The sequence below is a fragment of the Paenarthrobacter sp. NPDC057981 genome (genome assembly GCF_042886835.1).
Classification (GTDB): domain Bacteria; phylum Actinomycetota; class Actinomycetes; order Actinomycetales; family Micrococcaceae; genus Arthrobacter.
Genome location: NZ_JBHVQI010000014.1, coordinates 58,585 through 85,324, shown reverse-complemented (window position 1 = coordinate 85,324; position 26,740 = coordinate 58,585). Strand labels below are relative to the sequence as shown.

At 63.3% G+C, this 26,740-nt stretch carries 25 protein-coding genes; 18 read left to right on the top strand and 7 right to left on the bottom strand.

Annotated elements, in window-relative coordinates; translation table 11 throughout:
- Positions 1–111: 111 nt before the first annotated feature.
- The gene (locus ACFVSI_RS13965) at positions 112–1,800 is read right to left on the bottom strand and encodes a bifunctional 3'-5' exonuclease/DNA polymerase (RefSeq protein WP_387824572.1); all 1,689 of its coding nucleotides are present in this window, start codon (positions 1,798–1,800) and stop codon (positions 112–114) included.
- Between the two features lie 181 nt (positions 1,801–1,981).
- On the opposite strand from ACFVSI_RS13965, the gene ssd reads away from it, so the two are divergent.
- The 7 genes from ssd (at position 1,982) to ACFVSI_RS13930 (ending at position 6,924) form a co-directional block, all read left to right on the top strand.
- Positions 1,982–3,100 carry a septum site-determining protein Ssd gene (ssd, locus tag ACFVSI_RS13960; protein ID WP_387824569.1) on the top strand — a complete coding sequence of 373 codons (1,119 nt, stop codon included), beginning with the start codon at positions 1,982–1,984 and terminating at the stop codon, positions 3,098–3,100.
- On the top strand, positions 3,097–4,287 hold the full coding sequence (locus ACFVSI_RS13955; RefSeq protein ID WP_387824566.1) for a TadA family conjugal transfer-associated ATPase: 1,191 nt from the start codon (positions 3,097–3,099) through the stop codon (positions 4,285–4,287). The genes ssd and ACFVSI_RS13955 overlap by 4 nt, the downstream gene beginning before the upstream one ends.
- Positions 4,288–4,295: 8 nt before the next feature.
- Positions 4,296–5,093, top strand: coding sequence for a hypothetical protein (locus ACFVSI_RS13950; protein WP_387824563.1), 798 nt, complete (start codon positions 4,296–4,298; stop codon positions 5,091–5,093).
- Complete coding sequence (locus ACFVSI_RS13945) at positions 5,093–5,680, top strand: type II secretion system F family protein (protein ID WP_387824560.1); 588 nt, start codon at positions 5,093–5,095, stop codon at positions 5,678–5,680. The genes ACFVSI_RS13950 and ACFVSI_RS13945 overlap by 1 nt, the downstream gene beginning before the upstream one ends.
- A 157-nt stretch (positions 5,681–5,837) precedes the next feature.
- A complete protein-coding gene (locus ACFVSI_RS13940; RefSeq protein ID WP_387824557.1) occupies positions 5,838–6,167 on the top strand; it encodes a DUF4244 domain-containing protein in 330 nt (109 codons plus the stop codon).
- The gene (locus ACFVSI_RS13935) at positions 6,164–6,550 is read left to right on the top strand and encodes a TadE family type IV pilus minor pilin (protein WP_387824554.1); all 387 of its coding nucleotides are present in this window, start codon (positions 6,164–6,166) and stop codon (positions 6,548–6,550) included. The genes ACFVSI_RS13940 and ACFVSI_RS13935 overlap by 4 nt, the downstream gene beginning before the upstream one ends.
- The gene (locus tag ACFVSI_RS13930) at positions 6,547–6,924 is read left to right on the top strand and encodes an Rv3654c family TadE-like protein (protein ID WP_387824551.1); all 378 of its coding nucleotides are present in this window, start codon (positions 6,547–6,549) and stop codon (positions 6,922–6,924) included. Before ACFVSI_RS13935 ends, ACFVSI_RS13930 begins: the two co-directional genes overlap by 4 nt.
- On the opposite strand, the gene ACFVSI_RS13925 is transcribed toward ACFVSI_RS13930, so the two are convergent.
- Together ACFVSI_RS13925 and ACFVSI_RS13920 are read right to left on the bottom strand one after the other, a co-directional pair.
- On the bottom strand, positions 6,921–9,263 hold the full coding sequence (locus ACFVSI_RS13925; RefSeq protein ID WP_387824548.1) for a DEAD/DEAH box helicase: 2,343 nt from the start codon (positions 9,261–9,263) through the stop codon (positions 6,921–6,923). The genes ACFVSI_RS13930 and ACFVSI_RS13925 overlap by 4 nt on opposite strands.
- Before the next feature lie 83 nt (positions 9,264–9,346).
- Positions 9,347–10,042, bottom strand: coding sequence for a GNAT family N-acetyltransferase (locus tag ACFVSI_RS13920; protein WP_387824546.1), 696 nt, complete (start codon positions 10,040–10,042; stop codon positions 9,347–9,349).
- Positions 10,043–10,169: 127 nt separating this feature from the next.
- Here ACFVSI_RS13920 and ACFVSI_RS13915 point away from each other — a divergent pair, with 127 nt between their 5' ends.
- Complete coding sequence (locus tag ACFVSI_RS13915; RefSeq protein ID WP_387824543.1) at positions 10,170–11,066, top strand: rhodanese-related sulfurtransferase; 897 nt, start codon at positions 10,170–10,172, stop codon at positions 11,064–11,066.
- 8 nt (positions 11,067–11,074) lie between these two features.
- Here the strand turns inward: ACFVSI_RS13915 and ACFVSI_RS13910 are convergent, their stop codons facing one another.
- Together ACFVSI_RS13910 and ACFVSI_RS13905 are read right to left on the bottom strand one after the other, a co-directional pair.
- Entirely contained in the window at positions 11,075–11,602 is a 528-nt protein-coding gene (locus ACFVSI_RS13910; protein ID WP_387824541.1) for a hypothetical protein, read from the bottom strand.
- Between the two features lie 64 nt (positions 11,603–11,666).
- A complete protein-coding gene (locus tag ACFVSI_RS13905; protein ID WP_387824538.1) occupies positions 11,667–12,110 on the bottom strand; it encodes a hypothetical protein in 444 nt (147 codons plus the stop codon).
- Between the two features lie 94 nt (positions 12,111–12,204).
- Between ACFVSI_RS13905 and ACFVSI_RS13900 the strand changes: the two genes are divergently transcribed.
- The 7 genes from ACFVSI_RS13900 to proC all read left to right on the top strand — a co-directional run bounded on the left by ACFVSI_RS13900 (position 12,205) and on the right by proC (position 21,049).
- Positions 12,205–13,854: a methyltransferase gene (locus ACFVSI_RS13900; protein WP_387824535.1), complete on the top strand. Its 1,650-nt coding sequence runs from the start codon at positions 12,205–12,207 to the stop codon at positions 13,852–13,854.
- On the top strand, positions 13,851–14,561 hold the full coding sequence (locus tag ACFVSI_RS13895) for an ArsR/SmtB family transcription factor (protein WP_387824532.1): 711 nt from the start codon (positions 13,851–13,853) through the stop codon (positions 14,559–14,561). Before ACFVSI_RS13900 ends, ACFVSI_RS13895 begins: the two co-directional genes overlap by 4 nt.
- 124 nt (positions 14,562–14,685) lie before the next feature.
- Positions 14,686–17,409 (top strand): type I DNA topoisomerase, encoded by a 2,724-nt coding sequence (gene topA, locus ACFVSI_RS13890; protein WP_387824529.1) that lies wholly within the window; start codon positions 14,686–14,688, stop codon positions 17,407–17,409.
- Positions 17,410–17,477: 68 nt separating this feature from the next.
- Complete coding sequence (locus ACFVSI_RS13885; RefSeq protein WP_387824526.1) at positions 17,478–17,912, top strand: SseB family protein; 435 nt, start codon at positions 17,478–17,480, stop codon at positions 17,910–17,912.
- Between the two features lie 81 nt (positions 17,913–17,993).
- Positions 17,994–19,118 carry a Ppx/GppA phosphatase family protein gene (locus tag ACFVSI_RS13880; RefSeq protein WP_387824523.1) on the top strand — a complete coding sequence of 375 codons (1,125 nt, stop codon included), beginning with the start codon at positions 17,994–17,996 and terminating at the stop codon, positions 19,116–19,118.
- A 1-nt stretch (position 19,119) separates the two neighbouring features.
- The gene (locus tag ACFVSI_RS13875) at positions 19,120–19,953 is read left to right on the top strand and encodes a sugar phosphate isomerase/epimerase (RefSeq protein ID WP_144659130.1); all 834 of its coding nucleotides are present in this window, start codon (positions 19,120–19,122) and stop codon (positions 19,951–19,953) included.
- Between the two features lie 265 nt (positions 19,954–20,218).
- Positions 20,219–21,049, top strand: coding sequence for a pyrroline-5-carboxylate reductase (gene proC / locus ACFVSI_RS13870; protein WP_387824520.1), 831 nt, complete (start codon positions 20,219–20,221; stop codon positions 21,047–21,049).
- A 69-nt stretch (positions 21,050–21,118) separates the two neighbouring features.
- Here proC and ACFVSI_RS13865 read toward each other — a convergent pair whose 3' ends face one another.
- Positions 21,119–21,757 carry a TrkA family potassium uptake protein gene (locus tag ACFVSI_RS13865; protein WP_011775951.1) on the bottom strand — a complete coding sequence of 213 codons (639 nt, stop codon included), beginning with the start codon at positions 21,755–21,757 and terminating at the stop codon, positions 21,119–21,121.
- A gap of 40 nt (positions 21,758–21,797) precedes the next feature.
- A complete protein-coding gene (locus ACFVSI_RS13860; protein ID WP_387824517.1) occupies positions 21,798–23,231 on the bottom strand; it encodes a TrkH family potassium uptake protein in 1,434 nt (477 codons plus the stop codon).
- Between the two features lie 103 nt (positions 23,232–23,334).
- Here ACFVSI_RS13860 and ACFVSI_RS13855 point away from each other — a divergent pair, with 103 nt between their 5' ends.
- From ACFVSI_RS13855 to gdhA, 3 genes are all read left to right on the top strand, one after another.
- Positions 23,335–24,561 carry an acetoin utilization protein AcuC gene (locus ACFVSI_RS13855; RefSeq protein WP_387824514.1) on the top strand — a complete coding sequence of 409 codons (1,227 nt, stop codon included), beginning with the start codon at positions 23,335–23,337 and terminating at the stop codon, positions 24,559–24,561.
- A gap of 66 nt (positions 24,562–24,627) precedes the next feature.
- A complete protein-coding gene (locus ACFVSI_RS13850) occupies positions 24,628–25,152 on the top strand; it encodes an ArsR/SmtB family transcription factor (protein WP_387824511.1) in 525 nt (174 codons plus the stop codon).
- A gap of 202 nt (positions 25,153–25,354) precedes the next feature.
- Positions 25,355–26,692, top strand: coding sequence for an NADP-specific glutamate dehydrogenase (gdhA, locus tag ACFVSI_RS13845; protein WP_262275896.1), 1,338 nt, complete (start codon positions 25,355–25,357; stop codon positions 26,690–26,692).
- Positions 26,693–26,740: the final 48 nt, after the last annotated feature.

Sequence of the window (26,740 nt, the reverse complement as noted above, 5' to 3'; positions counted from 1 at the left end):
GAAAGTATCGGGAAGCGGCGTCGAACCAAAGTCGCCTGTCATCCGCAGGTCATGGCACCTCATCCGGCGAGATATGACTGGAAAGTCTGCACTCTTACCGCTAATGTGCGGCTATTTTGCCTTGTCATAAGAGTCGACGACGGCCACACTCACCGGAAATTCCACGGGAATCGGCCCGAACATCAAGTCCTTGGCCGCAGCGGCGGACTCTTCGATGGCCCTGATGCACGCGTCCACGGCGTCATCGGGGGCATGGACCATGACTTCATCGTGCAGGAAGAAGACGAGTTCCCCTGACGGTGAGCCTTCCGCACGCAAAGCCCGCAACCGGCGTCGTAATTCCGCAAGCCAGCACGCTGCCCACTCGGCTGCCGAGCCCTGGACCACAAAGTTCCTCGTAAAACGGCCGCGGGAGCGGGCCAGGTTGTCGGCCCGGCGTTGTTCCTCCGCAGTGGTTGATTGCTGGCTTCGGAGCCAACCAGCCGACGGCGGCGGGCTGCTTCGTCCGAGCCGCGTGGTGACAGTCCTGCCGGCTTCGCCTTCCCGGGCCGCGTGTTCCACGTACCCCACAGCGCGGGGATAAGTGCGTGCCAGCTGTGGCATAAGCCTGCCGGATTCGCCGGTGGTGGCACCGTAGATAGCTCCCAGCAGCGCGACTTTCGCTTTAGCCCTGTCGCCGCCGAAACCCTGGGCGGCGATGCCGGCGTAGAGGTCTTTGTCGCGGGCAGCCTCTGCCATTTTGGTGTCCTGGGCCAAGGCCACGAGTACCCGCGGTTCAAGCTGCGAGGCGTCAGCGACGATCAGCTTGTGGCCCGGGTCCGCGTGCACCGCCGCACGGATGTTGCGCGGAATTTGCAGGGCGCCGCCCCCGCGAGAGGCCCATCGGCCCGACACCACGCCACCCACCACGTACTCCGGGTGGAAGCGCCCGTCCCGTACCCAGGCGTCCAGCCAGGCCCAGCCGTTGGCGGTGTGGAGGCGGGAGAGTTTCTTGTAGGCGAGCAGGGGCTGGATGGCGGGATGCTTCGACTCCTGAAGCTCCCACTGCCGCGTACTCTTCACCTCGATGCCGTTGCGATGGAGCGCACGCATGAGGTCCTGCGGCGAGTCCGGGTTGAGGCTGGGGGAGTTGAGGATGGTCCGAAGCTCAGTGCAGAGCGCTTCCAAAGCCGGAGGCCGGTTGCCGGCGGCAGGGCGTGGGCCAAGGACATCGGCCAGGATCTGCTGGTGCAGCTGTTCCCGCCACGGTACGCCGGCGTGCTGCATTTCGACGGCGATGATTGCGCACGCCGATTCAGCAGCGAGTAACAGCTGGAGTCGTTGCCTGCGCTGCTGGTCGGTGCCGACCTGTGCCACCGCCTCTTGCTGGGCCGCGAACTCCGCTTTCAGTTCCGCCAGGCCTGCTTTGGGATCCGACGGCGTGAGGTCCTCAAACAGTGCGGCTTGGTCCGCGGAGGGCGGTGACGGCTGAAGGAGGCGGGGTGGGGTGTCGTCATCCTGGGTGAGGTGGACCGCGTTCCGGGCGTAGTCCGTGTGTGCAGTGAATTCCGAATGTGCCAGGATCGCCCCGCAGAGCGCCAGGTCATGGCACCGCTCCAACTCGACGCTGTGATCCAGCAGACCTGGGTACCAGTCCTGGGCGCGGTGCCACACCCAGCGTGGCCGCTGGGTTTCAAGTTCACGGACGACGCCGGGCAACTCACCACGGGTGACGACGCGGGCGTCTGCTGTAGCTTTTCCTGCAGGAGAGATCCTCTGTATGGCTGCGCCGTCCGGGTGGGCGGCAAGCAGCAAGTACATGCGTCCCATTCTGCCCTGTTGGAAGGACTGCTGCTGTGCAGACAGCGGTTTGCTGCTCAGGCCGGACTTGAGCGCGTGACTTGTCCTCCACAAGCAGCTTCCGGCCTGCAGAGGGGTCAGGTTTTGCACATACGGGCTTTGGGGGCTTATCCGGGTTCCAGGGTTCGGCGAGGGTGTTGACATGAGCAAGGGAATTCGTCGGCACAGGCAACCCATCAGTCAGCCAGAGGAAGGGGATCCGGGCGCATTCTGGCTGCCGCGGGAGGCGTCAGGGGTGCTCCTGGTTTCGGCGGACCCCTACCTCCAAGAGGAAGCAAAGCGGATAGTGGCCGCGGCAGGAGGAACTCTTCGAACAGCGGTAGGCGTCACCGAGGCCGTCCACGGATGGGACAGCGCAGACGTTGTCTTGGTGGGCAGCGATGTTCGGGAACTACCGCCGCGTCGGCGGGCGCCTTCGGTATTGCTGGGCAAGGCCAGCGACGGAGACGGACTATGGCGCATGGCTGCCGCACTGGGAGCAGAGCGCGTGGCAGTCCTCCCCGAAGCCGCCGCCTGGCTTGCCGAACACTTGACCATGTCGGGTTCGCCCGACCCCGGTGGGACGGTGACGGGGATCGTGGGTGGCTGTGGTGGCGCGGGCGCATCGACCGCCGCGATTTGGCTTGCCCAGGCCGCGGCCTCACAAGGAGTCGGCACGCTGCTCATCGACGGCGACCCATGGGGAGGTGGACTGGAACTTGCGGTCACTGATGAGCCGGTTCCGGGTCTTCGATGGCCGGACTTCCAGGAAAGCAGGGGAAGCATGGATCCTGTCCAATTCAGGGATTCCCTGCCGGTCGCTGGTGGTTTCACGTACTTGTCCTGGCCTGGCACCCGTGAGTCTGTGATAAGTCCGGATGCGGGTGCCATTGCTGCCATTATGGATGCTGCACGCCGGGCCTTCGAGCTCACCTTGGTGGACCTCGGACGGAGCAGCGAGGGCGTGGGAAGACTTTCATGGGACTGCGACAATCTGTTGCTGGTCACAACCGCTCATTTGAGGTCTGCCGTTGCGTCCGCCCGGATCCTGGACGAGCTCCCACCCGTGGACACCGGCCTGCTGGTGCGCGGCAGCAACGCTTCGCAGGTTCAGCCGACTTTCATCGCAGAATCGCTCGGGGTCCCGCTGGTCGGGGTAGTCCCTGACATACGCGGCGTGGCAGCCGGGACGGAACTGGGCAGGCTGCTGGAACTTGGCCGTCGAAAGGACGTTGGCCGCTTCACTCGGAGCGTGCTGGAACTGAACGGAGCCCTCCAGTGAACAGGTTCCGTGAAGGGCCGCGCCGCCAGCAGGCTCCAAAGCTGGACACGGTGCTTCTTGAGACAGTCCGCGAATCGGTACTTGCGGGCCGGGGACCGGTCACGCCGTCCACCGTGGCGGCAGCCATCCAGGCCAGTGGCAGGCTGTTGGGAACCGCCGGTGCCCTGGAAGCCGCAGAGTCCATCAACGCCGAACTGAGTGGGCTGGGCCCATTGCAACAACTGGCCCAAGACCCCTCGGTGACCGACATTTTCGTCAACGCACCGGACTCAGTGTGGTTCGACCGCGGGCGGGGTCTGGAACGCAGTTTGGTACGGTTCGACGCCGAGCATCACGTCAGGTCCCTTGCAGCACGGCTGGTAGCCGCCGGGGGACGCCGGCTGGACGATGGTTCGCCATGTGTCGACGTCCGTCTCAAAGGCGGTTACCGCATCCATGCCGTACTCGCCCCCATCTCGACTGCAGGAACCCTCTTGTCCATCCGCATACGCCGTGAAGAAGTGTTCTCCTTATCCGAGTTGAGGGCAGGCGGCATGTTTTCAGAAAGGGTTGAGGGAGTTCTTCGGGCCATTATTGAGCGGAGGCTGACCTTCCTGATCAGTGGTGCAACGGGCTCCGGAAAAACCACGCTCCTGTCCACCATGCTGGGCCTCAGCGATCCGGATGAACGATTGGTTCTGATCGAGGACGCCGCCGAACTCAACCCTGTCCACCCACACGTGGTCTGCCTTGAATCGCGCCACGGGAATCTGGAAGGCGAAGGCAGCGTGGACCTGGCTGAGCTGGTCCGGCAGGCACTTCGCATGCGACCCGACCGGCTGATCGTCGGAGAATGCCGGGGCGCTGAGGTCCGCGAATTGCTGACGGCGTTGAACACGGGGCACACAGGCGGCGGCACCGTCCACGCCAATACTGCAGAATCGGTTCCAGCACGACTCGTGGCCCTCGGCGCGCTCGCGGGATTGAATGCCGAGGCCGTTCAGCTGCAGGTCTCCTCGGCCCTGGACACAGTAATCCATGTGGCCAGAACCCAGGCGGGGCGACGAGTGACTTCCATCGGGATGATGGTCCCGACCCCCAGCGGTCCCGAAGTGATCACCGCGTTGACCCTGGGCCCCGCCGGGATAGTAGAAGGACCGGCGTGGCCGGAGCTGTCCAGGCGCCTCTCCCCGGATCCGCAAGCATGATGAGCATCATGGTTCTCGTCCTGGCCTGCGCGGCGTGGCTGCAGTTCAGGGGCGACGAGGCAAACCGCCGTCGCAGGACACGAAGCCTGGGCAGGCGGGGCGACACCAGTGCGCGCCCGTCCGGGACAGCCTCGGCCCGAAGATTGCTGCGACACCGTTCTCCCGAGGCGCTCAAACTGGTGGTCCTTGTTCAGCAGTTGGCGGCACTCCTGCGCGGGGGCCGCGGATCGTCGGCACTGTGGGAAGAATTATGGCTTGTCCATGATCCGCAATCCACGGTGCATTCCGGTGTGAAGACCGGAACCGGCCGTGGAGTGGATTCCCCGTCCCGCCGGTCAGTTCTTTCCCCTGACTCGTTAAAAGTGCTGGGCGCAGCGCGGACCGCTTCCGCCATGGGAAATTCGCCCGCTGACTCCATCCGTCGGACGGCTGCGCAAACGTACCCACAGCGGGGAAGTTCAGAGCGACGGGTGTGGATGGAGCTGGCGGCCTGCCTGGATGTAGCCGAAGCCAGCGGCTGTCCGCTGGCAGATCTGCTGACCCGGTTCGCATCACAGCTCGAGGCTGAGGAAGATGCCGAGGCCGCACGTCAGACCGCGCTCGCAGGTCCGAAGGCCACGGTTCGGCTGCTGTCATGGCTCCCATTGCTCGGGTTGGTTCTCGGCATGGTCCTGGGCGTGGACCCGCTGGGCATCTTGCTGGGAAGCCCTTGGGGTGTTGCCACGTTCGCTGCCGGACTGTTGCTTACGGTTGCCGGACGTATCTGGTCCTCCACGTTGGTCTCCGCCGCGGTGGGAGGCAGCTGATGGCGGGGGTGGGGGTCCTGTTGTTAGTGGGAGTCCTGGCCCTCGCGGCGTGCGTAGCGTTCGCTGTCCCCGCCCGTGCCAGTCTGTTGTTTGACGCCCTTCCCGGTTCATCGATGGCGCCCGGCGCTTCGGCTGGTGCGGGCGCTTCCGTGGACGGCCTTCGCGATCCGGCGATGATGCTGGAGCTGGTAGCTTCCATGCTGGACGCCGGAGCCGGCATCGGGAGGGCCCTGGACCTGCTCGCCGGAGCGGCCTCGCCTCCCATCAGCCAGTCATTGCGACCTGTCGTCGGCGCGTTGGCCATTGGCGCCGACTGGGAAACTGCATGGCGCACGCCTGCACAGCACGCCCCGGAGGTCCTGCGTCTCAAGGAAGCACTGTCCTTCGCTGCGCTCACCGGCGCACCCTCGGCGTCGATCCTGTACGCCCAAGCCGCCCGGGAACGGCGCGAAAGCTTCAGGGCCGCTGAAAAGCGAGCGGCTGCCTTGGGCGTGAAGCTCGTGGTGCCGTTGGGGCTTTGCTCTTTGCCCGCGTTCATCTGCCTGGGCATTGTTCCAGTGTTGATCGCCATGCTTCCTTCGGCGTGAACTGCGGGTTCACCACCCCGACCTGCACTCTTCCTCCACATTCGGCCTTTCGGAGCGGGTTATCCACTTGCAGGAATCGTGTACTTTCAGCCCCCACCGGACCACGGAAGAGTCGAATTAGCCAGATACCGCTGGCACCCCTTGAAAGGAACCCACTGTGATAACAACATTCAGTCCGCCTGCTGCCGGGCCTGTTGCCCGCAACGCCTCGACGCTCCCCGGCATTGCCCACGCTGAACCACGCCAAGCCGTTGTGGCGGTCGGTGGCCGGGAGCACGGGAGTGAGCCCGTGAGACGACGGAGGCGGCCCCGGACAGGACCCTCGAAACTGCTCATGGGTTCGGAGTCGGGCATGGCCACCGCAGAGTATGCGATCACTACCCTGGCAGCAGTTGGTTTGGCCGGTTTGCTGGTGGTCATCCTGCGCAGCGAAGAAGTCCGGGGCTTCCTGCTCAACGTGATCCGTACGGCGTTGTCCTTGCCATGACGGAAGTGCTGCTTGTCCGCAGGAGGGCTGTCCCGGCAGGTCACGAGTGCGGAGCCGTGACTGCCGAGTTCGCTGTCGCGTTGCCGGCCGTGGTGCTTCTGCTGGCTTTCCTGCTGGCAGGCGGCGCTGCCGGCATCACGCAATTGCGGTTGGAGGAGGCGGCCAGGGCGGGTGCCCGGGCTTCCGCGCGGGGCGAAACCGCCGCCGTTGTGCAAGGCACCATCACACGGCTGGCCGGGGAGGGTGCCAGTTCATCACTTAAAGCCGACGGCGGCTGGCTCACCGTTACTGCTTCATCACCGGTCGGGGGAGCCATGGGGTCACTGATCCCGTGGAGACTGACGGCGTCAGCGTCCGCCCGCGCAGAGGCAGGAGCATCGTGATCCAAGGAACTGTCAGCTTTGACCATGAGCGCGGCGCCGGATCGGTGCTCGCTCTGTCGTTGGGAGCTGTGGTGACTGCGCTCGTGCTCGGCGTGCTGCTTTTGGCACAAGCAGGGGTGATGGCCGCACGCGCCGCGTCCGCTGCCGATCTTGCTGCCCTCGCAGGGGCGGATGCTGCCAGGGGGCTGACCCCGGGAGAGCCGTGTGCCGTGGCGTCGGAGGTGGTCGGGCGTCACAACGCAACCCTCAGCTCCTGCGTGGTGACCGGCGGTGAGGTGGTGGAGGTCGTCACGGAACTGGCCTATCCGTTCAGCTGGGGCGTCGCTTCAGGCCATGCCAAGGCGGGGCCACCGCCGTCACCACCGGGTGCTTAGACAGCATCCTTGAGCAGGACGCCAAGGAGGGTGATGGCGGCTGCCTTGTCCAGGGGGTTGTTCTTGTTGCCGCATTTGGGGGACTGGACACAGGAAGGGCAGCCGGCTTCACACTCACAGGCCTTGATGGCGTCCCGGGTGGCGGTCAACCAGGTTTTTGCTTTTTCGAAGCCACGCTCCGCGAAGCCGGCGCCGCCAGGATGTCCATCGTAGACAAAGATCGTCGGGACCCCGGTGTCGGCATGGAGTGCCGTGGAAACACCACCGATGTCCCAGCGGTCGCTTGATGCCACCAAGGGCAGGAGCCCGATGGCGGCGTGCTCTGCGGCATGGAGGGAACCGGGGAACTCGGCTTCCACCAGACCGGCTCCATGCAGTGATCTGTTGTCCACCACGAACCACACGGCCTTGGTGAACAGATCACGGGCACCCAGATCCAAGGGCTCTTCGCCAAGGATCTCATTTGAAATCAACGCTTTTCGCTGGAAGGACACAACTTGGGTGGTTACTTTGACATCGCCAAAGTGAACCGTAATGTCTCCCCATTGAACCGAGCGCGTCGTGTCAAGAACCTCGATCTGCGTTACATCACGCGCGGTGGTGTAAAAGTCGGGGTTCACCCGCCGCACCATGACGCAGTGGTCGGTCTCGTTCAGATCTTCCACCAGGTAGCTGTCGCCCTGATGTACATAAATGGCGCCCGTGTGGGCTTGGTAATGCGTTTGCGGCGAGTCCATCGTTCCCAAGAGGGAACCGGTCTCGGCGTCCACAATGCTGACGGGCCCACCGCCGTCAGCCCGCAGGTTCACCATTCCCGCGGCACTTTCCGGGTGGGTCCAGAACCATCCGGCGGGCCGCTTGCGCAGGTACCCCTGCGCCACCAAGCGATCCAGCAAACCCTCCGCAGCAGGGCCGAACAGATCGAGCTCGGCCGGGCCAATGGGCAGTTCGGCGGCCGCTGCGCACAAGTGTGGTCCCAGGACGTAAGGGTTGCCGGGATCGAAGACGGTGGCTTCCACGGACACGTCGAAGATGGCCTCCGGATGGTTCACCAGGTAGGTGTCCAAGGGATCATCGCTGGCAACAAAAGCCGCGATTGCGTCCTGCCCGGCCCGTCCTGCCCGGCCAATCTGTTGGAACAGGGAAGCGCGGGTACCGGGCCACCCTGCCACCAATACAGCATCCAGCCCGGAGATATCGATTCCGAGTTCCAGGGCAGAGGTGCTCGAAACTCCAAGCAGCTGGCCGGACCTGAGAGCCTGCTCCAAGGCTCGCCGTTCTTCGGGCAGATAGCCGGATCTGTAGGCTGCCACCCGTCCAGGGAGGCTGTGGTCCACCTCGTCCAGGAGTCTTTTGGTGATGGAAGCGATGGACTCCGCCCCGCGCCGGGACTTGATGAAGGCGATGGTGCGGATCCGCGAAGACACAAGGTTGGCCAGGATGTCGGCCGTTTCTGCGACTGCTGTCCGGCGCTGTTTAGCGCCGTTCTCGCCCTTGACGTCGGTCAAAGCGGGCTCCCAGAACGCTACTGTGGTGGACCCGTGCGGGGAACAATCCTCGGACACTTCACGGACGGGCGCACCAATGAGGCGTCCAAAGGAAACCGCGGGATCGGATGCGGTGGCCGAGGCCGCGATGAACACCGGCTCGGGGAAGGATGTCCCTGCACCGTAGTAGGCACAAATCCGGCGCAAGCGTCGCATGAGGTTTGCTACATGGGAGCCAAAGACCCCGCGGTAGCTGTGTGCTTCGTCCACGATCACGTAACGCAACCTGCGGAAGAACCTTGCCCACCACGTGTGGTTTGGAAGGATTCCAAAGTGCAGCATGTCCGGGTTTGCCAGGATGAAATTGGCATGGTCCCGGATCCAGCGCCGGGAGGCGGGATCAGTATCGCCGTCGTAGGTTTCGGCACGGACAGTTGGGAGGTTCAGCGCCCTGATGGCTGCCAGCTGGTCAGCAGCCAATGCTTTGGTGGGCGAGAGATAAAGGGTGACGGCGCCGTCGTCGTGGATTTTTCCGGGGTCGGACAAGACCCGCAATTCGGAACGATGGATCGCATCCAATGCCGGCAATTGATAGGCCAGGGACTTTCCGGACGCTGTTCCGGTGGCAATGACAACGTGCTGGCCGTCATGGGCAATATCGGCGGCCTGGATCTGGTGCCGGTACGGTTCGTGGATGCCCAGTGTCTCGTAACTGGCCACGACATCCGCGTGTACCCAAGCCGGCCAGGGCTCGCTGACCGCTTTCCGGGCCGGGATGGTGTGGACATGGCGCAGCTGCTCAGGATCGGGGGTCCGGCCCAGCAGGGAGATCAACGAATGAGGTGCAGCCACCAAATCATTCTGTCACTCCGAAGAGACGCTGCCGGCGGCGGCCCCATGGAACCGCCGTCGACCAGGGCCGCAAAGCGCGAGCCCTACTTCCCGGAAAGGTCCGAACCTTCTGCTCCGCTGACCGACATCATGAGCACGTGGCACACAACGTCCCAGCCCAGGTGCGAATACAGCTTTTGGCCGTCAAGGGATGCAAGAAGGAGGCCGTTTTCGACGTCGTGCGAGAAAGCCTGCGCAGCCAGGGCCTTCATGATGAAGCTGCCCAGCCCGCGGCGCTGGAACCCGGGCTCGGTGACAATCTTGTCAAAGACGGCGGTGCCGTTCACCACGTAGACCCTGCCGCTGGCGGCCACCTGCTCGCCGGCGTGCACTACTGCGTGATGGACGCCGTTGGATTCGGAGGTGGCCAGTTCCAGGTCGTCGTCGGGGAGCCATGGGTCCTCGGCGTCCTGGGTTTCCATGTCCACGATCATCATGGTTTGCGAAGCGGAGGTCACAGTCAGTCCATGTTGCTCGGCAAGGTATTTGTACCGTTGGACGTCGTTGGTGAGGATGGTCAGGATCCGGCTGGAGGATTCTGCGGTCTTGCCTGCCAGGGCGGCGAACTCGTCGTCGGAGGGGTCATGGGCGAAATACTCCCAGTCACCGGTTTTGTCGGCGCGAAAAGCGGCAGGGAAGCGGCCCTCCTGGCGTGACTCGTAGCCCCGGCAGCCGGACCAACCAGCCACCCAGACTTCCAAAAGGTGCGCAATGTCTTCAACCAAGGCGTCTGGACTCATGTAGAGAGACTATGCCAGCGCTCCCTGAAGGAACAGAGCGATGTCAACGGAAGAATCGTTGCTTATGAAATTGTGACGTGGGCTATCGGCCGCACCTGCGTTTTACTGCACCAAGTACCCTTTAACAGTGGCTTTGAACCGAATTGTGCTCTTCTATGGCTTTACCCCGATCGCCGACCCCGACGCCGTGCGTCTGTGGCAGCGTGCCCTCTGCGAAAAGCTTGGCCTTAAGGGCAGGATCCTCATTTCCAAGGACGGCATCAACGCCACTGTGGGCGGCGAGCTGAACAACATGAAGCAGTACGTGAAAACCACCAGGGAATACAAGGGGTTCCACGGCATTGACTTCAAATGGTCCGAAGGCGGAGCAGACGATTTCCCGCGGCTCAGCGTCAAGGTACGCGACGAGATAGTGTCCTTCGGCGCCCCGGGCGAGTTGAAGGTTGACGCGAATGGCGTGGTCGGCGGCGGCAAGCACCTCCAGCCTGAGGAACTTCACGCCTTGGTGGATGCCAAGAAGTCCAAAGGCGAAGACATCGTGTTCTTCGACGGCCGCAACGCGTTCGAGGCACAGATCGGCAAGTTCAAAGATGCCATCGTCCCGGACGTGGACACCACCCATGACTTCATCAAGGAACTCGACTCCGGCAAATACGACGACCTCAAGGACAAACCTGTGGTTACGTACTGCACGGGCGGAATCCGTTGTGAAGTGCTCTCCAGCCTGATGGTCAATCGTGGTTTCAAAGAGGTCTACCAGCTGGATGGCGGCATTGTCCGCTACGGAGAAACCTTCAAGGACCAAGGCCTATGGGAAGGCTCCCTCTACGTGTTCGACAAGCGCATGCACGTTGAATTCAGCGACGAAGCCAAGACCGTCGGCGAGTGCGTGAGGTGCGCTGCCCCCACCAGTAAATTTGAGAACTGCTCCAATCCCAGCTGCCGCACGCTGACCCTTTACTGCGCCGAATGCGCGTCAAGCCCGGAGACCCTCCGCTGCCCCGGTGGCTGCGAAGCTGCCTAAGACAGGGTTCAAAGCCTGCTGACGCGGTAGGCAAAGTTGGCATCCGACCCCGCCCCCACGGTGATGGAAAGCACTGCGTCCTTGTCCAGCTGGACTACGCTGACCCGGGCATTTGCGCATCCGAGGGTGAGGTCGATGAGTTCTGCCTCTCCCAGTTTCACCGCGAACTTCACCCGGCGTGTACCCCGGCACGCCAAGGTCACCGCGTAGGTGCCACCCGGCAGCACCACTGTTTGCTCGGTCTTTGATTCGCCGGCGGCAAGATAGCCGTTGCTTGAATAAAACGACTGACCCTGCGATTCGGGCAAGGACGCGGCCGCCCACTCATCCAACGCTTTGCCGGTGACGGTTTCCTGCAGGGCAGGATCCGGCGGGAGGACCACGTTCGCGGCTGTCGACGTGGCGCTGGGCTCGCCGCGGCCGCCGTCCTCATAGGTATATTCGCAAGCAGTCGCGCTTCCGCAGAGCATCAAGAGTACGACGGCGGTCCTCGCCAGCCGCTGTACCGTTTCGGAGGGAGCTGCCTTGCTGCCCATGAGCTGACTTTACGCCGGTGCGGGCCTGGGCTGAAGGCCGCGTTTCGCAGCGCTGGGCTTCGGTCTAACCGGCAGCTGGTACCAGGTGGTAGGCGAAGATCAGGGGGGCGTCCACGCTGCTCGTTGAGATGCTCACTGAGCCTGTCGCAGGCACCTTGATTTTGACGACGTCGAGGCTTCCGTTGCAGGCTGCAGCTGCGTCGGTGATCTTTGATCCGCCCGAGGATACCGCAAAGTAGGCCTTGCCGCCGCCGTCGCACGCCATGGTGAGCGTGTAGTTGCCTGCCGGGACGTTGGCGGACTCCTTGACCAGGGGATCCCTGTTGAGAATTTTGCCCGAATCCTCCAGCACGGCGGTGCTGGCTGCCGGGAGGACTTTGCCCTTCCATGCTGGGACGTCCGCGTCCTGGATGTTGACCGGAGCCTGGCAGGCCGAGACCCCGAAAAGAGCCGCCGAGGAGATGGCAACAAGGCCGACAGCGCGCCCTGCGGAGGAGAAGTTGAGCATGAATCCAACGCTACCGGGTTCGGGAGGTCCTGTTTGTCCACATAGCGCGTCCAAGGAACCCGCGGGCCAGTTGTGCCACCCCTACACTGGCAAGGTGACTGACACAGCTTCCTTGTTTACCGCCGGCTCCATCGACGATGCTCCCCGCAGTGACCGGCCGGACCTCCTCCTGGCCCTCGCCGCTGATCTTCGTGCGATCTCCTACACCGTGGATGGGGTGGCGGGATTCCTGGGAGAGTCCGCGTCGGAAGCTTTGTCCCGGGACCAGCTGGTTCCCGCGCTGTTGGCCAGTGAACGTCTGGCTTTCTCTGAGGACCACGGCGTCCGCTCGCTGTCGACCATTGTCCGGCTGTGGCTGTTGGCGGTTCCGCAGACTGTCGCCGACGTCGACGCCGCACTGCCCGGAACCGGTTCCCGCGGCCTTGATGCTCTGGGGCTTGTGGTACTCGATGCAGGGATGGTCCGCGCCAAAGTGGACCTCCGCCCCTATGGCTGGGACGCCAATGCTGACGGCACTGGCGGGGCCGAACTCTGGGTAGCCAGTGATCTCGCTGCCCATCAGCAACCGGGGGTCCTGAGGCACGATCACGTCCTGGGGATCGGACGTGCGTCCACAACGCTTGTCCAGACCACCGTCAGGAAGCACACGGGACGGGCGCTGGATGTGGGGACCGGCTGCGGAATCCAGACCTTCCACCTCCTGCATCACTGCGAGCACGTCACCGCGACTGACATCTCCGAGCGGGCATTGGCATTCGCCCGCTTCAACCTGTTGCTCAACGCAGCGGAGCTGGATCTGGACCCGAACAACCTTGAGAGCCGCGTGAGCCTGAAACTGGGCTCCTTGCTGGAGCCCGTGACCGGGGAATCTTTCGGCCTGGTGGTGTCCAACCCGCCGTTCGTGATCACGCCCCGGACGGGTGGGGAATCCTCCGCTGACCAGTTCACTTACCGGGACGGCGGACTGCCGGGTGACGAGATCGTGGCATCCCTGGTGCAGACCCTCGCCTCGGTGCTGGAGCCCGGCGGCACTGCGCAGATGCTGGGCAACTGGGAGGTTGCAGAGGGAACTGACTGGAAGGATCGTCCCCAGGCCTGGCTCAAGGATTCCGGTCTGGATGCGTGGTTCATCCAGCGCGAGCAGGTTGGTCCTGAACAATATGCGGAAACCTGGTTGCAGGATGCCTCGCAGAACCGTGACGGCGACCACTACAAAGACGCCTACGCCGCGTACCTCAACGACTTTGCCTCCAGGAATGTCGAGGGAATCGGCTTTGGCATGATCTGGCTGCGCCGCCCCGCGCTTGGGCAGAGTGCAGTCATCAGCCGCTTCGAAGAAATCACCTACCCCATCGAACAGCCGGTCGGTCCACATCTGGGCGCCGCGGTAGGGCGGGTCGATTGGGTGACCGCCAACTCCATCCAAGAGGCACACCTGGTAGTGGCCGAGGACGTTACCGAAGAACGGCACCAGCGTCCGGGAGCCCAGCACCCGGGAGTCATTCTCCTGCGACAGGGTGCCGGCCTGCGGAGAACCAATCTGCTGAGCACTGAACTGGCGGGTTTCGTCTCGGCATGCGATGGACAACTGTCGGTCCGCCAAATTGTTTCCGCGTTGGTGGCTCTTCTGGGCGGTGACGAGTCCTTTGACGAGACCGCTTTCCGTGAGGGTCTCTTCAACGAAGTCACCAACCTTGTTCTGGACGGTTTCCTGCTCCCCGACTCCGACGGACCAAGCGCATGAATGGGCCGGACGTGCGTCGTTCGTCGAAGACCGGCCTTCCTGTTAGTGACGCTGACTACACTGATGAAGTGATTGCGAACAACGAGACATCCTCAACGTCAGGCGACCTCCCTCGGCGGAAGCGCGCAGAGAAGACGGTTGAGATCACAGACCCCAAGGCCATCCGCGCCCTGGCGCATGCTGCCCGTATTGAGGTCATCTCAGAGCTCTACGCCACACAGGTCAGCCATACGGCCACCGAACTGGCCGCAAGGACCGGCCTCACCCCAAGCGCCATGAGCTACCATCTCCGGGCACTCCAGAAATGGGGCATCGTGGCTCCTGCAGAGAACTCCGGCGATGCACGCGAAAGGCGATGGAAAGCGGCCGGTACGGACTTCACCATCTCGGGGGGCAGCGTGGCCAGCCCGGAGATCGCAGTGGTGGACCTCGAACTCGATGCCTTCCGGCGCCGTGCTTCGGCGTTTGCCAAGGCCAGGGGTGAGCGTCGGCAAAGGGGAGAGACGGCGGAGGAACCGGCGGCCGTGGTTCTTTCCAGCAACCTGCTCTACTTGACAAACCCGCAAAGGAAAGAGCTCGCGGACAGAATCCGGGAGGTGGTGCGCGAGTACGAACTTGAGGATCCCACCCGGATTCCCGAGGGCGCAGTACGGATGGCAACGTTGTGGTCGATGATCCCGGACGACCGCGTGGCGCCGGGGCAATAGCGCCATCCCAGGTCCCCGAAGGACCGCCTGGTTTTCCTGCCCAAAGCGCAGGATTCTGCAAACTATGGTGAACTAGGCCAATATGGGCAGCAGCCCAATTACACATTTTTTCTGTAGGAGCACCGTGCCCAGCAAGGCAAAAACCGGCAAGAAACTCGTGATCGTGGAGTCTCCGGCCAAGAGCAAGACCATCGCCAAGTACCTTGGCGAGGGCTTCATCGTCGAGGCCTCCATCGGCCACATCCGGGACCTTCCACAGCCCTCCGACCTCCCTGCAGAACTGAAGAAGACCTCGCTGGGCAAGTTCGCCGTCGATATCGAAAACGACTTCAAGCCGTACTACGTCGTTTCCCCGGACAAGAAGAAAAAGGTTGCCGAACTCAAGGCCCAGCTGAAAGACGCTGACGCTCTCTACCTCGCAACCGATGGGGACCGCGAAGGCGAAGCCATCGCGTGGCACCTCCTGGAGGTCCTGAAGCCCAAGGTTCCCGTTTACCGCATGACCTTTGGTGAAATTACCAAGGAAGCAATCCACAGGGCCATGGACAACCTGCGCGATGTCGACGGTGCGCTCGTTGATGCCCAGGAGACGCGTCGTATTCTTGACCGGCTCTATGGTTATGAGATTTCCCCGGTCCTGTGGCGCAAGGTTGCCCGGGGCCTCTCGGCTGGTCGAGTGCAGTCCGTGGTGACCCGCATGGTGGTGGACCGTGAACGCGAACGCATGGCGTTCCGCGCGGCTTCCTACTGGGACCTGACCGGTCAGTTCGGTGCGGGATCGGGCTCGTTCAAGGCAAAGCTTGCTGCGGTTGACGGCGCAAAGGTTGCCAGCGGCCGCGACTTCAACGACAACGGCCAATTGACGTCCTCCAACGTGGTCCACCTGAACGAGGAACGTGCCACGTCCTTGGCCGCCGGGCTGGAAAACGCAGATTTCCGTGTCCGCTCCGTCGATACCAAGCCGTACACCCGCAGGCCGGCAGCTCCGTTCACCACCTCGACGTTGCAGCAGGAAGCTGGCCGCAAGCTCCGGTTCTCTTCCAAGAGCACCATGCAGATTGCGCAGCGCCTGTACGAAAACGGCTACATCACCTATATGCGTACGGACTCCTCGGCGCTGAGTGATGAAGCACTGACCGCGTCCCGCCGCCAGGCTGCCGAACTCTATGGGCCCGAGTATGTGCCGCAAAGCCCGCGCGTCTATGCGAACAAGGCCGCCAACGCCCAGGAAGCACACGAGGCCATCCGTCCCGCCGGTGACTCCTTCCGTACGCCGGCCCAGGTTGCCAAACAGCTCAGCGGTGACGAGTTCCGCCTGTACGAGCTCATCTGGAAGCGCACGGTGGCCTCGCAGATGGCCGACGCCAAGGGTTCCACGGCTACGATCCGCCTGGGTGCAATTGCCTCCGATGGGCGGGACGCGGAGTTCTCTGCCTCCGGTACTGTCATTACCTTCCCCGGCTTCCTGGCCGCCTACGAAGAGGGCAAGGACGAAAGCCGCGGCGACGACGATTCTGAGGAAGCCCGCCGCCTGCCGAACGTTGCCAAGGATGATTCCCTGACGGCGTCGGACATCGTGGCTGTTGGTCACGAAACGTCCCCGCCCCCGCGTTACACCGAAGCTTCCCTCACCGCGGAGCTGGAAAAGCGCGGCATTGGCCGTCCGTCAACGTACGCGTCCACGATTTCCACTATCCAGGACCGCGGTTACGTCCGTAAGCAGGGCTCCGCCTTGGTTCCCAGCTGGATTGCGTTCTCGGTCATCCGCTTGCTGGAACAGCACTTCACGGACTACGTGGATTACGAGTTCACGGCGGACATGGAAGGCGACCTGGACAAGATCGCCAACGGCCAGGCCGCCGGGACCGAGTGGCTCAAGCACTTCTACTACGGTGAGGACGCCGATCCCGGCCTGCTCAGCATCGTCAACAACCTCGGCGAGATCGACGCGCGCGAGATCAACTCCGTTCCCATCGCCGAGGGCATAACCCTCCGAGTGGGCAAGTTCGGGCCGTACCTGGAAAGCTCCATCCCCACCGTCGATGAGAAGACAGGCGAAGTGGTTGAGTCCGCCCGCGCCAACGTCCCGGAAGAGCTTGCCCCCGACGAGCTCACGGCGGAAAAAGCCAAAGAGCTGATGGAGACGGCCGCCCCCGAAGAACGTGTTCTGGGAACGGACCCCCACACCGGTCACACGGTGGTGGCCAAGAACGGCCGTTACGGTGCCTACGTCACCGAGATCATCCCCGAGATGACCGAAGAGCAACTGGCCAATCAGCCGGTGGAGTACTACAAGAACGGCAAGCCCAAGCCCCCCAAGAAGCCGGTCAAGGCCAAGCCCCGCACGGGTTCGTTGTTCAAGTCCATGACGGTGGACAGCGTGACCCTCGATGAGGCCCTGCAGCTCATGAGCCTTCCGCGGGTCCTGGGCGAGGACGCTGAGGGCAACCCCATCACTGTCCAGAATGGGCGGTTTGGCCCGTACTTGAAGAAGGGTACGGACTCCCGGTCCATCGGATCCGAAGAGGAAATCTTCACGATCACCCTGGACCAGGCGCTGGAGATCTACTCGCAGCCGAAGCAGCGTGGAGCACGGGCAGCCGTCCCGCCGCTGGCTGAGTTCGGCCCGGACCCGGTTTCGGAGAAGAACATTGTGGTGAAGGAAGGCCGGTTCGGGCCCTACATCACCGACGGCGTCACGAACATTACTGTGCCGCGCTCAACCTCGCTTGAGGAACTGACCCGGGAACGCGCCGTCGAGCTTTTGGCCGAAAAGCGGGCCAAGGGACCGGTCAAGCGAACCACTACGCGCAAGGCGCCTGCCAAGAAGGCAGCAGCCAAGAAGTAGCCTCTTTGGGGCCGGCCGGGAAGCAATCGCGAATTGCGTCCTGGCCGGCATCGTGGTCGAGTAGAACCATGACTGAACAGACGGTTTCACCGGACAACGAACCCTTGAACGACCTCGAGGCGAAGCTCGCACTGGCCGACCAGCCGGACGCGAACCCCGTGGATGTCATCCTCGCGTTCCTGAACAATGAGGTCTACCTGGTGAGCTCGGAAGCTGTAGACGGTCCGGACTCCTCAGTCGAGCCCTTGGTGCTCTCGAATGCTGACGGACAGCCCGTTTTGGCTGTCTTCAGCCACCCCAGCCGCGTTGACGAGCGTTTCCTCGAGGCCGCGCCGCACGTCCTGGGCACGCTGGGTTCAGCGATCCTCGGCAATATCGGTGACGAGCTCGGCATGGTCATCAACCCGGGGAGCGAATTCGGCTTCGAAATCGATCCTGAGGGTATCGCGAACATCCGGCGCGACTTCAAGCGCGCCGATGAGGTGGCAGATCAGGCGGAATAACACCCCACCGGCTTCCTTCCTGTCGGCGAAACGTCATTGCCAAGTTGCTTACCGGGCTTCGAATCGGTGAATAATGGCAGAATGCGTCTTGGCGTTCTCGATATCGGGTCCAACACCGTCCACCTGCTTCTGGTGGATGCCCACCCTGGCGCGCGCCCGGTAGCTTTCGCTTCCCACAAGCGCCCGCTTTCCCTGGTGCAATACCTCGACGGTGACGGCAACATCAACGACGCCGGCCAGCACGAACTCATCGAATTCGTCCTGGAGGCCTGGGAGTTCGCTGCCAGCCACAAGGCGGAGGATCTCCTGGCCTTTTGTACCTCTGCCATTCGCGAGGCAACCAACGGCCCGGAGGTCCTGGCCAGGGTCAAGCATGAAACGACGGTGACCCTCCAGGAACTCACCGGCAGCGAAGAAGCATCCATGACCTTCTTCGCGGTCCGGCGTTGGTATGGCTGGGGTGCGGGGCCGATCCTGGACCTGGACATCGGAGGCGGCTCCTTCGAAATGGCGTATGGAACCGACGAGCTCCCTGAGTTCGCCACGTCGGTCCCGCTGGGCGCCAGCCGCTTGACGCGTGACTGGCTCCACGATGACCCTCCCACCGCCAAGAGCGTCAAGGAACTCCGCCGCTACATCCGGTCCACGCTGAAACCGGTGGTCCGCAATTTCCACGACCTTGGCCGCGCCAACCTTGTGGCCGGAACGTCCAAGACGTTCCGCTCACTGGCCCGTATTGCCGGCGCTGCACCGAGTGCGGCCGGCCCCTACGTGAAGCGCGAGCTCCACGCGGCTGACCTCGGTTTGTGGGCGCAGCGTATCTCTGCCATGACAGTCGAGGACAGGCTGTACTTGCCAGGTGTTTCGGATGCCCGGGCGCGCCAGTTGCTGGCAGGCGCGCTGGTTGCTGAGGCGGCGCTTGAACTGTTCGAATTCCCCACCATGGAGATCTGTCCGTGGGCCCTCCGGGAAGGCCTGATCCTGCGGCGCCTGGATCAGCTGGTCTTCGAAGAAGCCTTGGATCCCGCACCCCATGTGGGAAAGAGGAAGAAGAAGGACAAGTCCAAGAAGAAAGCCGCCAAGGAAAGCGGCCCAACCCCCGATAGTGATGAATCCCAGCCCGATGTGAAAGAGTTTCCGGTGCCGGTAAATTCCCCTGCCCCTTCCCCAATTCCAGCCCCCGCGGCAGGCGGGCTGGCCTCCTGAGATGAGCAACGACGTCGAACCTGAAGTGAATGACCGCCAGATCCCCGTAGCGCTGTCCAGCGCCTCCGTCTATCCCTTGAGTGTCCATGACGCTTTCGCCGTGGCCCAGGACCTGGGTTACGAGGGCGTTGAGGTGATGGTGACCAACAACGCTGTGAGCCAGGACCCCGCGGCCCTGATCCAGCTCAGCCACCGCTATAACCAGGAGATCGTTTCGATCCACGCCCCGACTTTGCTGTTGACCCAGCAGGTGTGGGGTACTGCGTGGAACAAGATCGAGCGGTCCTGCCAGATGGCCACCGAGGTGGGCTGCGACACTGTGGTGGTCCACCCTCCTTTCCGCTGGCAGTCCAACTATGCGGAGAACTTCGTTGAGGGCGTGCGTGAAATCGCCACAATGTATAAGGTCCGCATCGCGGTGGAGAACATGTACCCGTGGCGCGTGCGGGGACGCGAAGCGGTTGCCTACCTGCCGCACTGGGACCCGCTGGGGCAGGATTACGACGACGTCACGTGGGACTTCTCGCACGCCGCCACTGCCGGGGCCAACAGTTTGGAAGCCATCAAAGCCTTGGGCAGCAAACTCCGGCACGTCCACCTGACGGACGGCTCGGGTTCGGGCAAGGACGAGCACTTGGTTCCGGGTACGGGAACCCAGCAATGCGCGGATGCCTTGCAGCATCTGGCGGCTTCGGGCTTCGACGGCGTGGTGGTGGCCGAGATTTCAACGCGCAAGGCAAAAGTGGCGGGGGAGCGGGAGGAAATGCTGGCCGAAACCCTGCGTTTCGCACGGCAACACCTTACGGTTCCGCTGGTTCGCAGCACGGACCAGTAACCCGAAACCGCGGGCTAAAAGCGCCGGTTTAAGCCCGGCTTAAAAGCGAAAGCACCGGTGGCCGAATCGGGAAATGGGGGAAAACCCGTCCGGCCACCGGTGCTGCTGGCGGACATCCCCATGCCCGCCTCATCACCCGCACCCTCAATGAGGTAACTACTAAGTTACGGACCAACCATGAGTGCCGCCTGCAATAACCTTGGGAACAAGCTGTGAATCCGGAGCCCATTCGACCCCGTCCGAGCTCAACTGCAATGATGGAGCCATGAGCAACCGAATCGCATTCCTTGGCTGTGGATCCATGAACGAGGCCATCATGGGAGGCCTGCTCGCTGCGGGCACGGACCCCTCGGACATCGTCGCAACGGTCCGCAGGGCGGAGCGTGCCGAAGAACTCGCACAGCGCCACGGCGTGACGGCGATCGCCGGTGAGGAAGAGCCCGACAACAACAAGTTGGCCACCAAGGGCTCCAGTATGGTCATTCTGGGCGTCAAGCCGGTGGGCATCCTGGACCTGGCCCGGGAGATCAGCCCTGCCTTGGCGAAGGACACCATCGTGGTGAGCGTCGCGGCGGCGGTTTCCATCGCGCAGCTGGAAGCGGCGTTGCCGGAAGGCCAGCCGGTGATCCGCACCATGCCGAACACACCCGCCCGGCTTGGACGCGGCGTCGTATCTGTTTCGCCGGGAACGCATTGCACTCCGGAGCAGCTTGAGAGTGCCAAAGCCGCGCTGGCAGGCGCCGGCAAGGTCGTGGAGATCCCGGAGGAGCAGGTGGACGCGTTGTCTGCCATCAGCGGTTCGGGCCCGGCCTACGCGTTCTACCTCGCCGAGGCCATGGCGGCAGCCGGCGTGGAGCTCGGTTTGGACGAGGAACTGTCTGTCATGCTTGCCCGCGAGACGGTCGCGGGCGCTGGGTTCATGCTGGCCGAACCGGGCGCGGATCCGCATGCCCTCCGCGTCGCCGTCACCAGCCCCAACGGCACCACCGAACGCGCCATCGCTGCGTTCGACGACGGCGGGATCCCCGGGATCATTGCCGACGGCGCCAGGGCCGCAGCGGCCCGCGCGGCCGAAATCACCAAGCAGCTCGGCTAGTTTTTGTACAGCCAACGCCCTCAAAAGGGTGTCTTAGGGGCGTTGGCTGTACAAAAACTCCGCAGGGGGTTAGGGGCGTGCGGCGAACCGCTCCAGCAGGTCCACGTGTCCGGAGACGATCAACATGTCGTGGCCGGACACTTTGGTTTCCGGCCGGGCATAGGTGAAGTCCTCGCCAGGGGTCTTCACGCCCACAATGGTCACGCCGTACTTGGAGCGGACCTTGGATTCTTCCAGCGTGAAGCCAACGGTCTCCTTGGGCGGGTACATCTTGACGATCGCGTAGTCGTCGTCGAACTCGATGAAGTCCAGCATGCGCCCGGAGACGAGGTGGGCGGCACGGACACCTGCATCGGCCTCAGGGTAGATCACGTGGTTGGCGCCGATCCTGGTGAGGATCTTGCCGTGCGACGGGGTGATCGCCTTGACCCAGAGGTGCTGGATGCCAAGATCCACCAGGTTCACGGTGATGAGCACGGAAGACTCAATGGACGTGCCGACACCGACGACGGCGGAACTAAACTCCTGAGCGCCAAGCTGGCGGAGGGCATCGATATTGGTGGCATCGGCCTCAACAACATGGGTCAGCACCGGAGCCCATTTCTGGACCAGGGTACGGTCGCGCTCGATGGCCAGGACTTCGCGGCCCTGCTTGACCAATTGCTCGGCCGTTGCGGAGCCGAACCGGCCCAGGCCGATGACCAACACCGGGGCATTGTGTGCGGGGCGGTTGGCGGCCCCCGTGGTACTAGCCAATGATTGGCCTCTCTTCCGGGTAGTGGAACAGCTGGCTGCGCTGGCGCAGTGCAAGACCTGCTGCAAGGGTTACGGTGCCGACGCGTCCGGCGAACATCAGCGCTGTCAGGACATAAACGCCCGACGGCGGCAGCTCGGCGCTGAGGTTGGTGCTCAGTCCTACAGTGGCGAAGGCGGAAATGGATTCAAAGAGCACCCGGTCCAGCGAGGCTCCGCTGATGGAGAGCAACAGGAACGCTGCCACAGACACCAACGTGGCGCCGGCGACAATCACGGAGATGGCCACGCGCATCGTGCCCTGGGGAATGGTGCGTCCGTACACCTTCACATCGGCGTCACCGCGGGCCTCTGCCATGATTGCGAGGAACATGACGGCGATGGTTGTCACCTTGATGCCGCCGGCAGTGGAGGCAGAGCCGCCGCCGGCAAACATCAGGGCATCGGTGAGGAGCATGGTGGTGGACTCCATGTGGTTCTGGTCCACCAGGTTGAAACCGCCCGAACGCGTCATGACGGAGGCGAAGAGCGAATGCGTGATCTTGTCGCCAAGGTTCATATTGGCAATGGTCCGCACGTTGTCCCACTCCATCAGGGCCCACAGGACGGTACCGGCTGCCAGCAGGATGAAGGAAACCTGGATGGTGAGCTTGGTGTGGAGGTTCCACTTTTTCCAGTTGAGCCCGTTCTGCTGCAGGACCATCACCACGGGGAAGCCCAGGCTGCCGAGGAATACACCCAGCATGAGGGGCACCAGGATCCAGAGGTCGGTTTCGTAGGGAACGATGCCATCGGAGTGGGGCGTGAATCCGGCGTTGTTAAAGGCTGAGATGGAGTAGAACACGCCGTGCCATACTGCCTGCCAGAAATCTTCGCCCAGCACAATGAAGCGCGGAATCAGTGCCAGCGCAAGGGCTCCTTCAATGACCACCGACGTCGTGATGACGATCCGGAGCAGGGTACCGACTTCACCCAGGCGGCCGGCGTTGTTCATGGCTTCCTGGGCGATGAGCTTGCCGCGAACGCCGAGGCGCTTGCTGACCATGAGTGCCAGGAGCGAGGCGAGGGTCAGGGTCCCCAAACCTCCCACGAAGATGCCCACCAGGATGACGAGCTGGCCGAAGAACGTCCAGTGGGTTGCCGTGGAGACCACGGTCAGGCCGGTGACGCAGACACTCGATACGGCCGTGAACATGGCCTGGTGCAGCGGCGTCACGGTCCCTTCCGTTGACGCTGCTGGCAGGGAAAGCAATCCAGTGAAGAACAGGATGACCACGGCGAACACTGTCAACGCCAAACGCGCCGGTGAGGTGTTGGCAATGTTGTCGATGAAGTCGCGCACACGGGTGAAGATCCAGAGACCTTCACGCTCCTGCTGGTTGGGTTGCCAGTTGGTCGGGCTGGTGGACCGCGACTGGCTCTGGGACATGGCGCTCTTCCTTGGTTGAAACAAGCTTTCCTGAGTAGTAAACCACTATTCGCGCGCGTAACCCGGGCGTCGGGCCGTTCCAGCCTCAGGTAGCCTGTTCTGGATGAACTCCACGCTTGGAACAACTGCTTCCAGCATTACGCGCTCCGCACTGCCAACGACGGTGGTGTGGGATCCAGCCATGACTGCCTACAATTTCGGTCCGGGCCACCCCATGGCACCGCAGAGGCTTGAACTGACAGCCCGCCTTGCCCAATCCCTGGGCCTCTTCGATCACCGGCATGTGGCGGTGGAGGCACCCGGCCTGGCAACCGACGTCGAACTTTCTACCGTCCACAGCAGCGAGTACGTTGAGGCGGTCCGGCGGGTCAGTAACGACCCAAGCCGCCCCGAGGAAGACCGCGGGCTGGGGACCGAGGACGATCCGGCATTCGCGGGGATGCACGAGGCCAGCGCCAGGCTGGCCGGCGGTTCCCTGCTGGCGGCGGACACCGTCCTGTCCGGCCGGGCGGTGCGTGCGGTCAATTTCAGCGGTGGCATGCACCACGCGGCACGTGACCGGGCGAGCGGATTCTGCGTCTACAACGACGTCGCGATGGCCATCCAGAGACTGCTCGACGGCGGTGTGCAGCGCGTGGTGAGCATCGACGTCGACGCCCATCACGGTGACGGGACGCAGGGCATTTTCTGGAACGATCCCCGCGTCATGACCATCAGCCTCCACGAAACCGGCCTGACCCTGTTTCCTGGCACGGGCTTTGCCAACGAAACCGGTGGTCCTGACGCACCGGGGACCGCAGTGAACGTTGCGCTTCCCACGTTTACGGGGGACGCCGCATGGTTGCGCGCATTCCATGCCGTGGTGCCCCAGCTTGTCGGCGCCTTCAAGCCTGAAGTGATCGTCAGCCAGCACGGTTGCGATTCACATAGGGACGACCCCCTGACGCACCTGAACCTCAGTGTCGACGGGCAGCGCGAGGCCGCCTCCGCCGTCGCCAGCTTGGCCGCCCGCTACTGCGACAACCGCTGGATCGCCACAGGCGGCGGCGGCTATGACGTCACGGGCGTGGTGCCAAGGGCCTGGAGCCATCTGATCGGGATGGTGACCCAGCGGCCGGTGGCACTTGGCCTTCCCGTGCCGGAAGCATGGCGGACGTACGTCAAGGAAACGTACGGCGTGTGGGCTCCCGAAAAGATGGGCGACGACGTCGACGTCTGGTGGCGCTCCTGGGAGGTGGGCTACGATCCCGCGGACGAAGTGGACCGGACCGTCATCGCGACCCGCAAGGAGATCTTCCCGCTGTACGGCCTGGATCCTTGGTTCGACTGACCCCCGGGGGAATGCACAAGGAAACAAGGGATGCCAAGTGGCGTATATGTCGCTAGGGTGTAAGGCATGGTGACTGACGACGTATTTGCCGTCATAGCTGAGGCAACCAGGCGCGACATCCTGGTCTCCCTCCGCTCTGGGGATAAAGCTGTAGGGGAACTGGTGGAAGAACTGGCTGCGAGCCAACCCACCATCTCCAAGCATCTGAAGGTGCTGCGCGAGGCCGACCTCGTCAGCATGCGGGCGCAGGGCCAAAAGCGCTTCTATGCGCTCAATCCCAAGCCGCTCGCCGGCGTCGCGAACTGGCTTGAGACGTTCGACGTCGGACCGGCAGCTCCCGCCGCCGTCGCACCCGCAGTGCCGTCGCAGGTTGTGGAACCGGTCGCTGAATCGCCAACGCTTCCCGACGCCATCAACCAGGCCGCGAAGGTCCACGCAAGCGATACCGCCGTCGTACTGGATCCGGCGTCGGACGACACCGTTCCGCAGCAGATCGGCCGCACGGTCGGCCGGGCGGCGACCAAGGCTGCCGACCTGTTGGCGAACCTTCCCAACCTCCCTAATCTCCCCAAGTTCGGGCGTAAGCGGTAAGCCGTATTTAACGTGACGATTGTCACATTGTGAGTTTTTGTTAACCTCCCGTTCCTTGAGATACCGCTGATTTTCTACGGTTGTGTTAACTCCGTAGCCTGGGTCACAATGTCCTCGGATGGAGATCCTACGTCCTTCGGTGCAACCATGGGCGGGACTGATTGTCCCGCCGCTGGGCGGCCCACCGAGGATAGGAAGACCCATGGATTCAAGGCTCGAGACCGTCCGCGACACCGTTCTGGCGCGGAACCCGGGGGAGAAAGAATTCCACCAGGCCGTGACCGAGGTCTTTGAAAGCCTTGGGCCGGTCCACGATCGTCATCCGGAGTTCCTTGAAGGTGCCGTCCTGGAACGACTGTGCGAACCCGAGCGCCAAATCATCTTCCGCGTCCCGTGGACCGACGACGCCGGACGCGTGCACGTGAACCGCGGCTTCCGGGTGGAATTCAACTCAGCGCTCGGCCCGTACAAGGGAGGACTGCGCTTCCATCCTTCCGTGTATCTGGGAATCGTGAAGTTCCTGGGCTTCGAGCAGATCTTCAAGAACGCGTTGACCGGCATGCCCATCGGCGGCGGCAAGGGTGGATCCGACTTTGACCCGCGTGGCCGCTCGGATGCCGAGATCATGCGGTTCTGCCAGTCCTTCATGACCGAGCTGTACCGCCACATCGGCGAGTACACCGACGTTCCCGCCGGTGACATCGGAGTGGGTGGCCGGGAGATCGGCTACCTTTTCGGCCAGTACAAGCGAATCACCAACCGCTATGAGTCCGGCGTCCTGACCGGCAAGGGAATTTCCTGGGGCGGTTCGCTGGTCCGCCCGGAGGCTACAGGGTATGGCACGGTGATCTTCGCGCAGGAGATGCTCAAGACGCGGGGTGCCTCCTTCGATGGGCAGCGCGTTGTGGTCTCCGGTTCAGGAAACGTAGCCATCCATGCGATTGCCAAGGCCCAGTCCCTCGGCGCCACGGTGGTGGCCTGTTCGGACTCCGCCGGTTACGTCGTGGACGAGGCGGGGATCGACGTCGAACTTCTGAGCCAGATCAAGGAAGTGGAGCGCGGCCGCCTCACCGAATACGCCGCCCGCCGCGCCGGTGCCAGCCATGTTGCCGGTGGCTCCGTCTGGGACGTGAACGGGACGGTTGCACTGCCCTGCGCCACGCAAAACGAGCTCGACGGCGAGGCTGCCGCCAAGCTGGTCAGCAACGGATTGATCGCGGTGGCAGAAGGCGCGAACATGCCGTCGACCCGTTCGGCGGTGTCCGTCTTCCAGGAGGCCGGCATCCTGTTCGGACCGGGCAAGGCTGCCAACGCCGGTGGTGTTGCTACGTCCGCGCTCGAAATGCAGCAGAACGCCAGCCGCGATTCCTGGTCCTTCGAGCACACCGAGCAGCGGCTCACAGAGATCATGGTGGGCATCCACGATCGCTGCGCCGAGACGGCAGAAGAATACGGTGCGCCGGGGAACTATGTTGTTGGCGCGAACATCGGCGGCTTCGTCAAGGTAGCCGACGCGATGCTCGCCCAAGGCCTCATCTAGCGCCCGTGGCACCCAACTAGGGGACAGCTCCTGTCGCAATGAGCAGTC

Excerpts from the sequence above, each read along its gene's own strand:
- ACFVSI_RS13920 (WP_387824546.1), bottom strand. The coding sequence starts at position 10,042 with ATGAGTCCAGACGCCTTGGTTGAAGACATTGCGCACCTTTTGGAAGTC.
- ACFVSI_RS13950 (WP_387824563.1), top strand. The coding sequence starts at position 4,296 with ATGGTTCTCGTCCTGGCCTGCGCGGCGTGGCTGCAGTTCAGGGGCGAC.
- ACFVSI_RS13855 (WP_387824514.1), top strand. The coding sequence starts at position 23,335 with ATGAACTCCACGCTTGGAACAACTGCTTCCAGCATTACGCGCTCCGCA.
- ACFVSI_RS13965 (WP_387824572.1), bottom strand. The coding sequence starts at position 1,800 with ATGTACTTGCTGCTTGCCGCCCACCCGGACGGCGCAGCCATACAGAGG.
- ACFVSI_RS13875 (WP_144659130.1), top strand. The coding sequence starts at position 19,120 with ATGAGCAACGACGTCGAACCTGAAGTGAATGACCGCCAGATCCCCGTA.
- ACFVSI_RS13905 (WP_387824538.1), bottom strand. The coding sequence starts at position 12,110 with ATGCTCAACTTCTCCTCCGCAGGGCGCGCTGTCGGCCTTGTTGCCATC.
- ACFVSI_RS13895 (WP_387824532.1), top strand. The coding sequence starts at position 13,851 with ATGAATGGGCCGGACGTGCGTCGTTCGTCGAAGACCGGCCTTCCTGTT.
- ACFVSI_RS13880 (WP_387824523.1), top strand. The coding sequence starts at position 17,994 with ATGCGTCTTGGCGTTCTCGATATCGGGTCCAACACCGTCCACCTGCTT.
- ACFVSI_RS13945 (WP_387824560.1), top strand. The coding sequence starts at position 5,093 with ATGGCGGGGGTGGGGGTCCTGTTGTTAGTGGGAGTCCTGGCCCTCGCG.
- ACFVSI_RS13850 (WP_387824511.1), top strand. The coding sequence starts at position 24,628 with ATGGTGACTGACGACGTATTTGCCGTCATAGCTGAGGCAACCAGGCGC.
- ACFVSI_RS13935 (WP_387824554.1), top strand. The coding sequence starts at position 6,164 with ATGACGGAAGTGCTGCTTGTCCGCAGGAGGGCTGTCCCGGCAGGTCAC.
- ACFVSI_RS13885 (WP_387824526.1), top strand. The coding sequence starts at position 17,478 with ATGACTGAACAGACGGTTTCACCGGACAACGAACCCTTGAACGACCTC.
- proC (WP_387824520.1), top strand. The coding sequence starts at position 20,219 with ATGAGCAACCGAATCGCATTCCTTGGCTGTGGATCCATGAACGAGGCC.
- ACFVSI_RS13860 (WP_387824517.1), bottom strand. The coding sequence starts at position 23,231 with ATGTCCCAGAGCCAGTCGCGGTCCACCAGCCCGACCAACTGGCAACCC.
- gdhA (WP_262275896.1), top strand. The coding sequence starts at position 25,355 with ATGGATTCAAGGCTCGAGACCGTCCGCGACACCGTTCTGGCGCGGAAC.
- ACFVSI_RS13910 (WP_387824541.1), bottom strand. The coding sequence starts at position 11,602 with ATGGGCAGCAAGGCAGCTCCCTCCGAAACGGTACAGCGGCTGGCGAGG.
- ssd (WP_387824569.1), top strand. The coding sequence starts at position 1,982 with ATGAGCAAGGGAATTCGTCGGCACAGGCAACCCATCAGTCAGCCAGAG.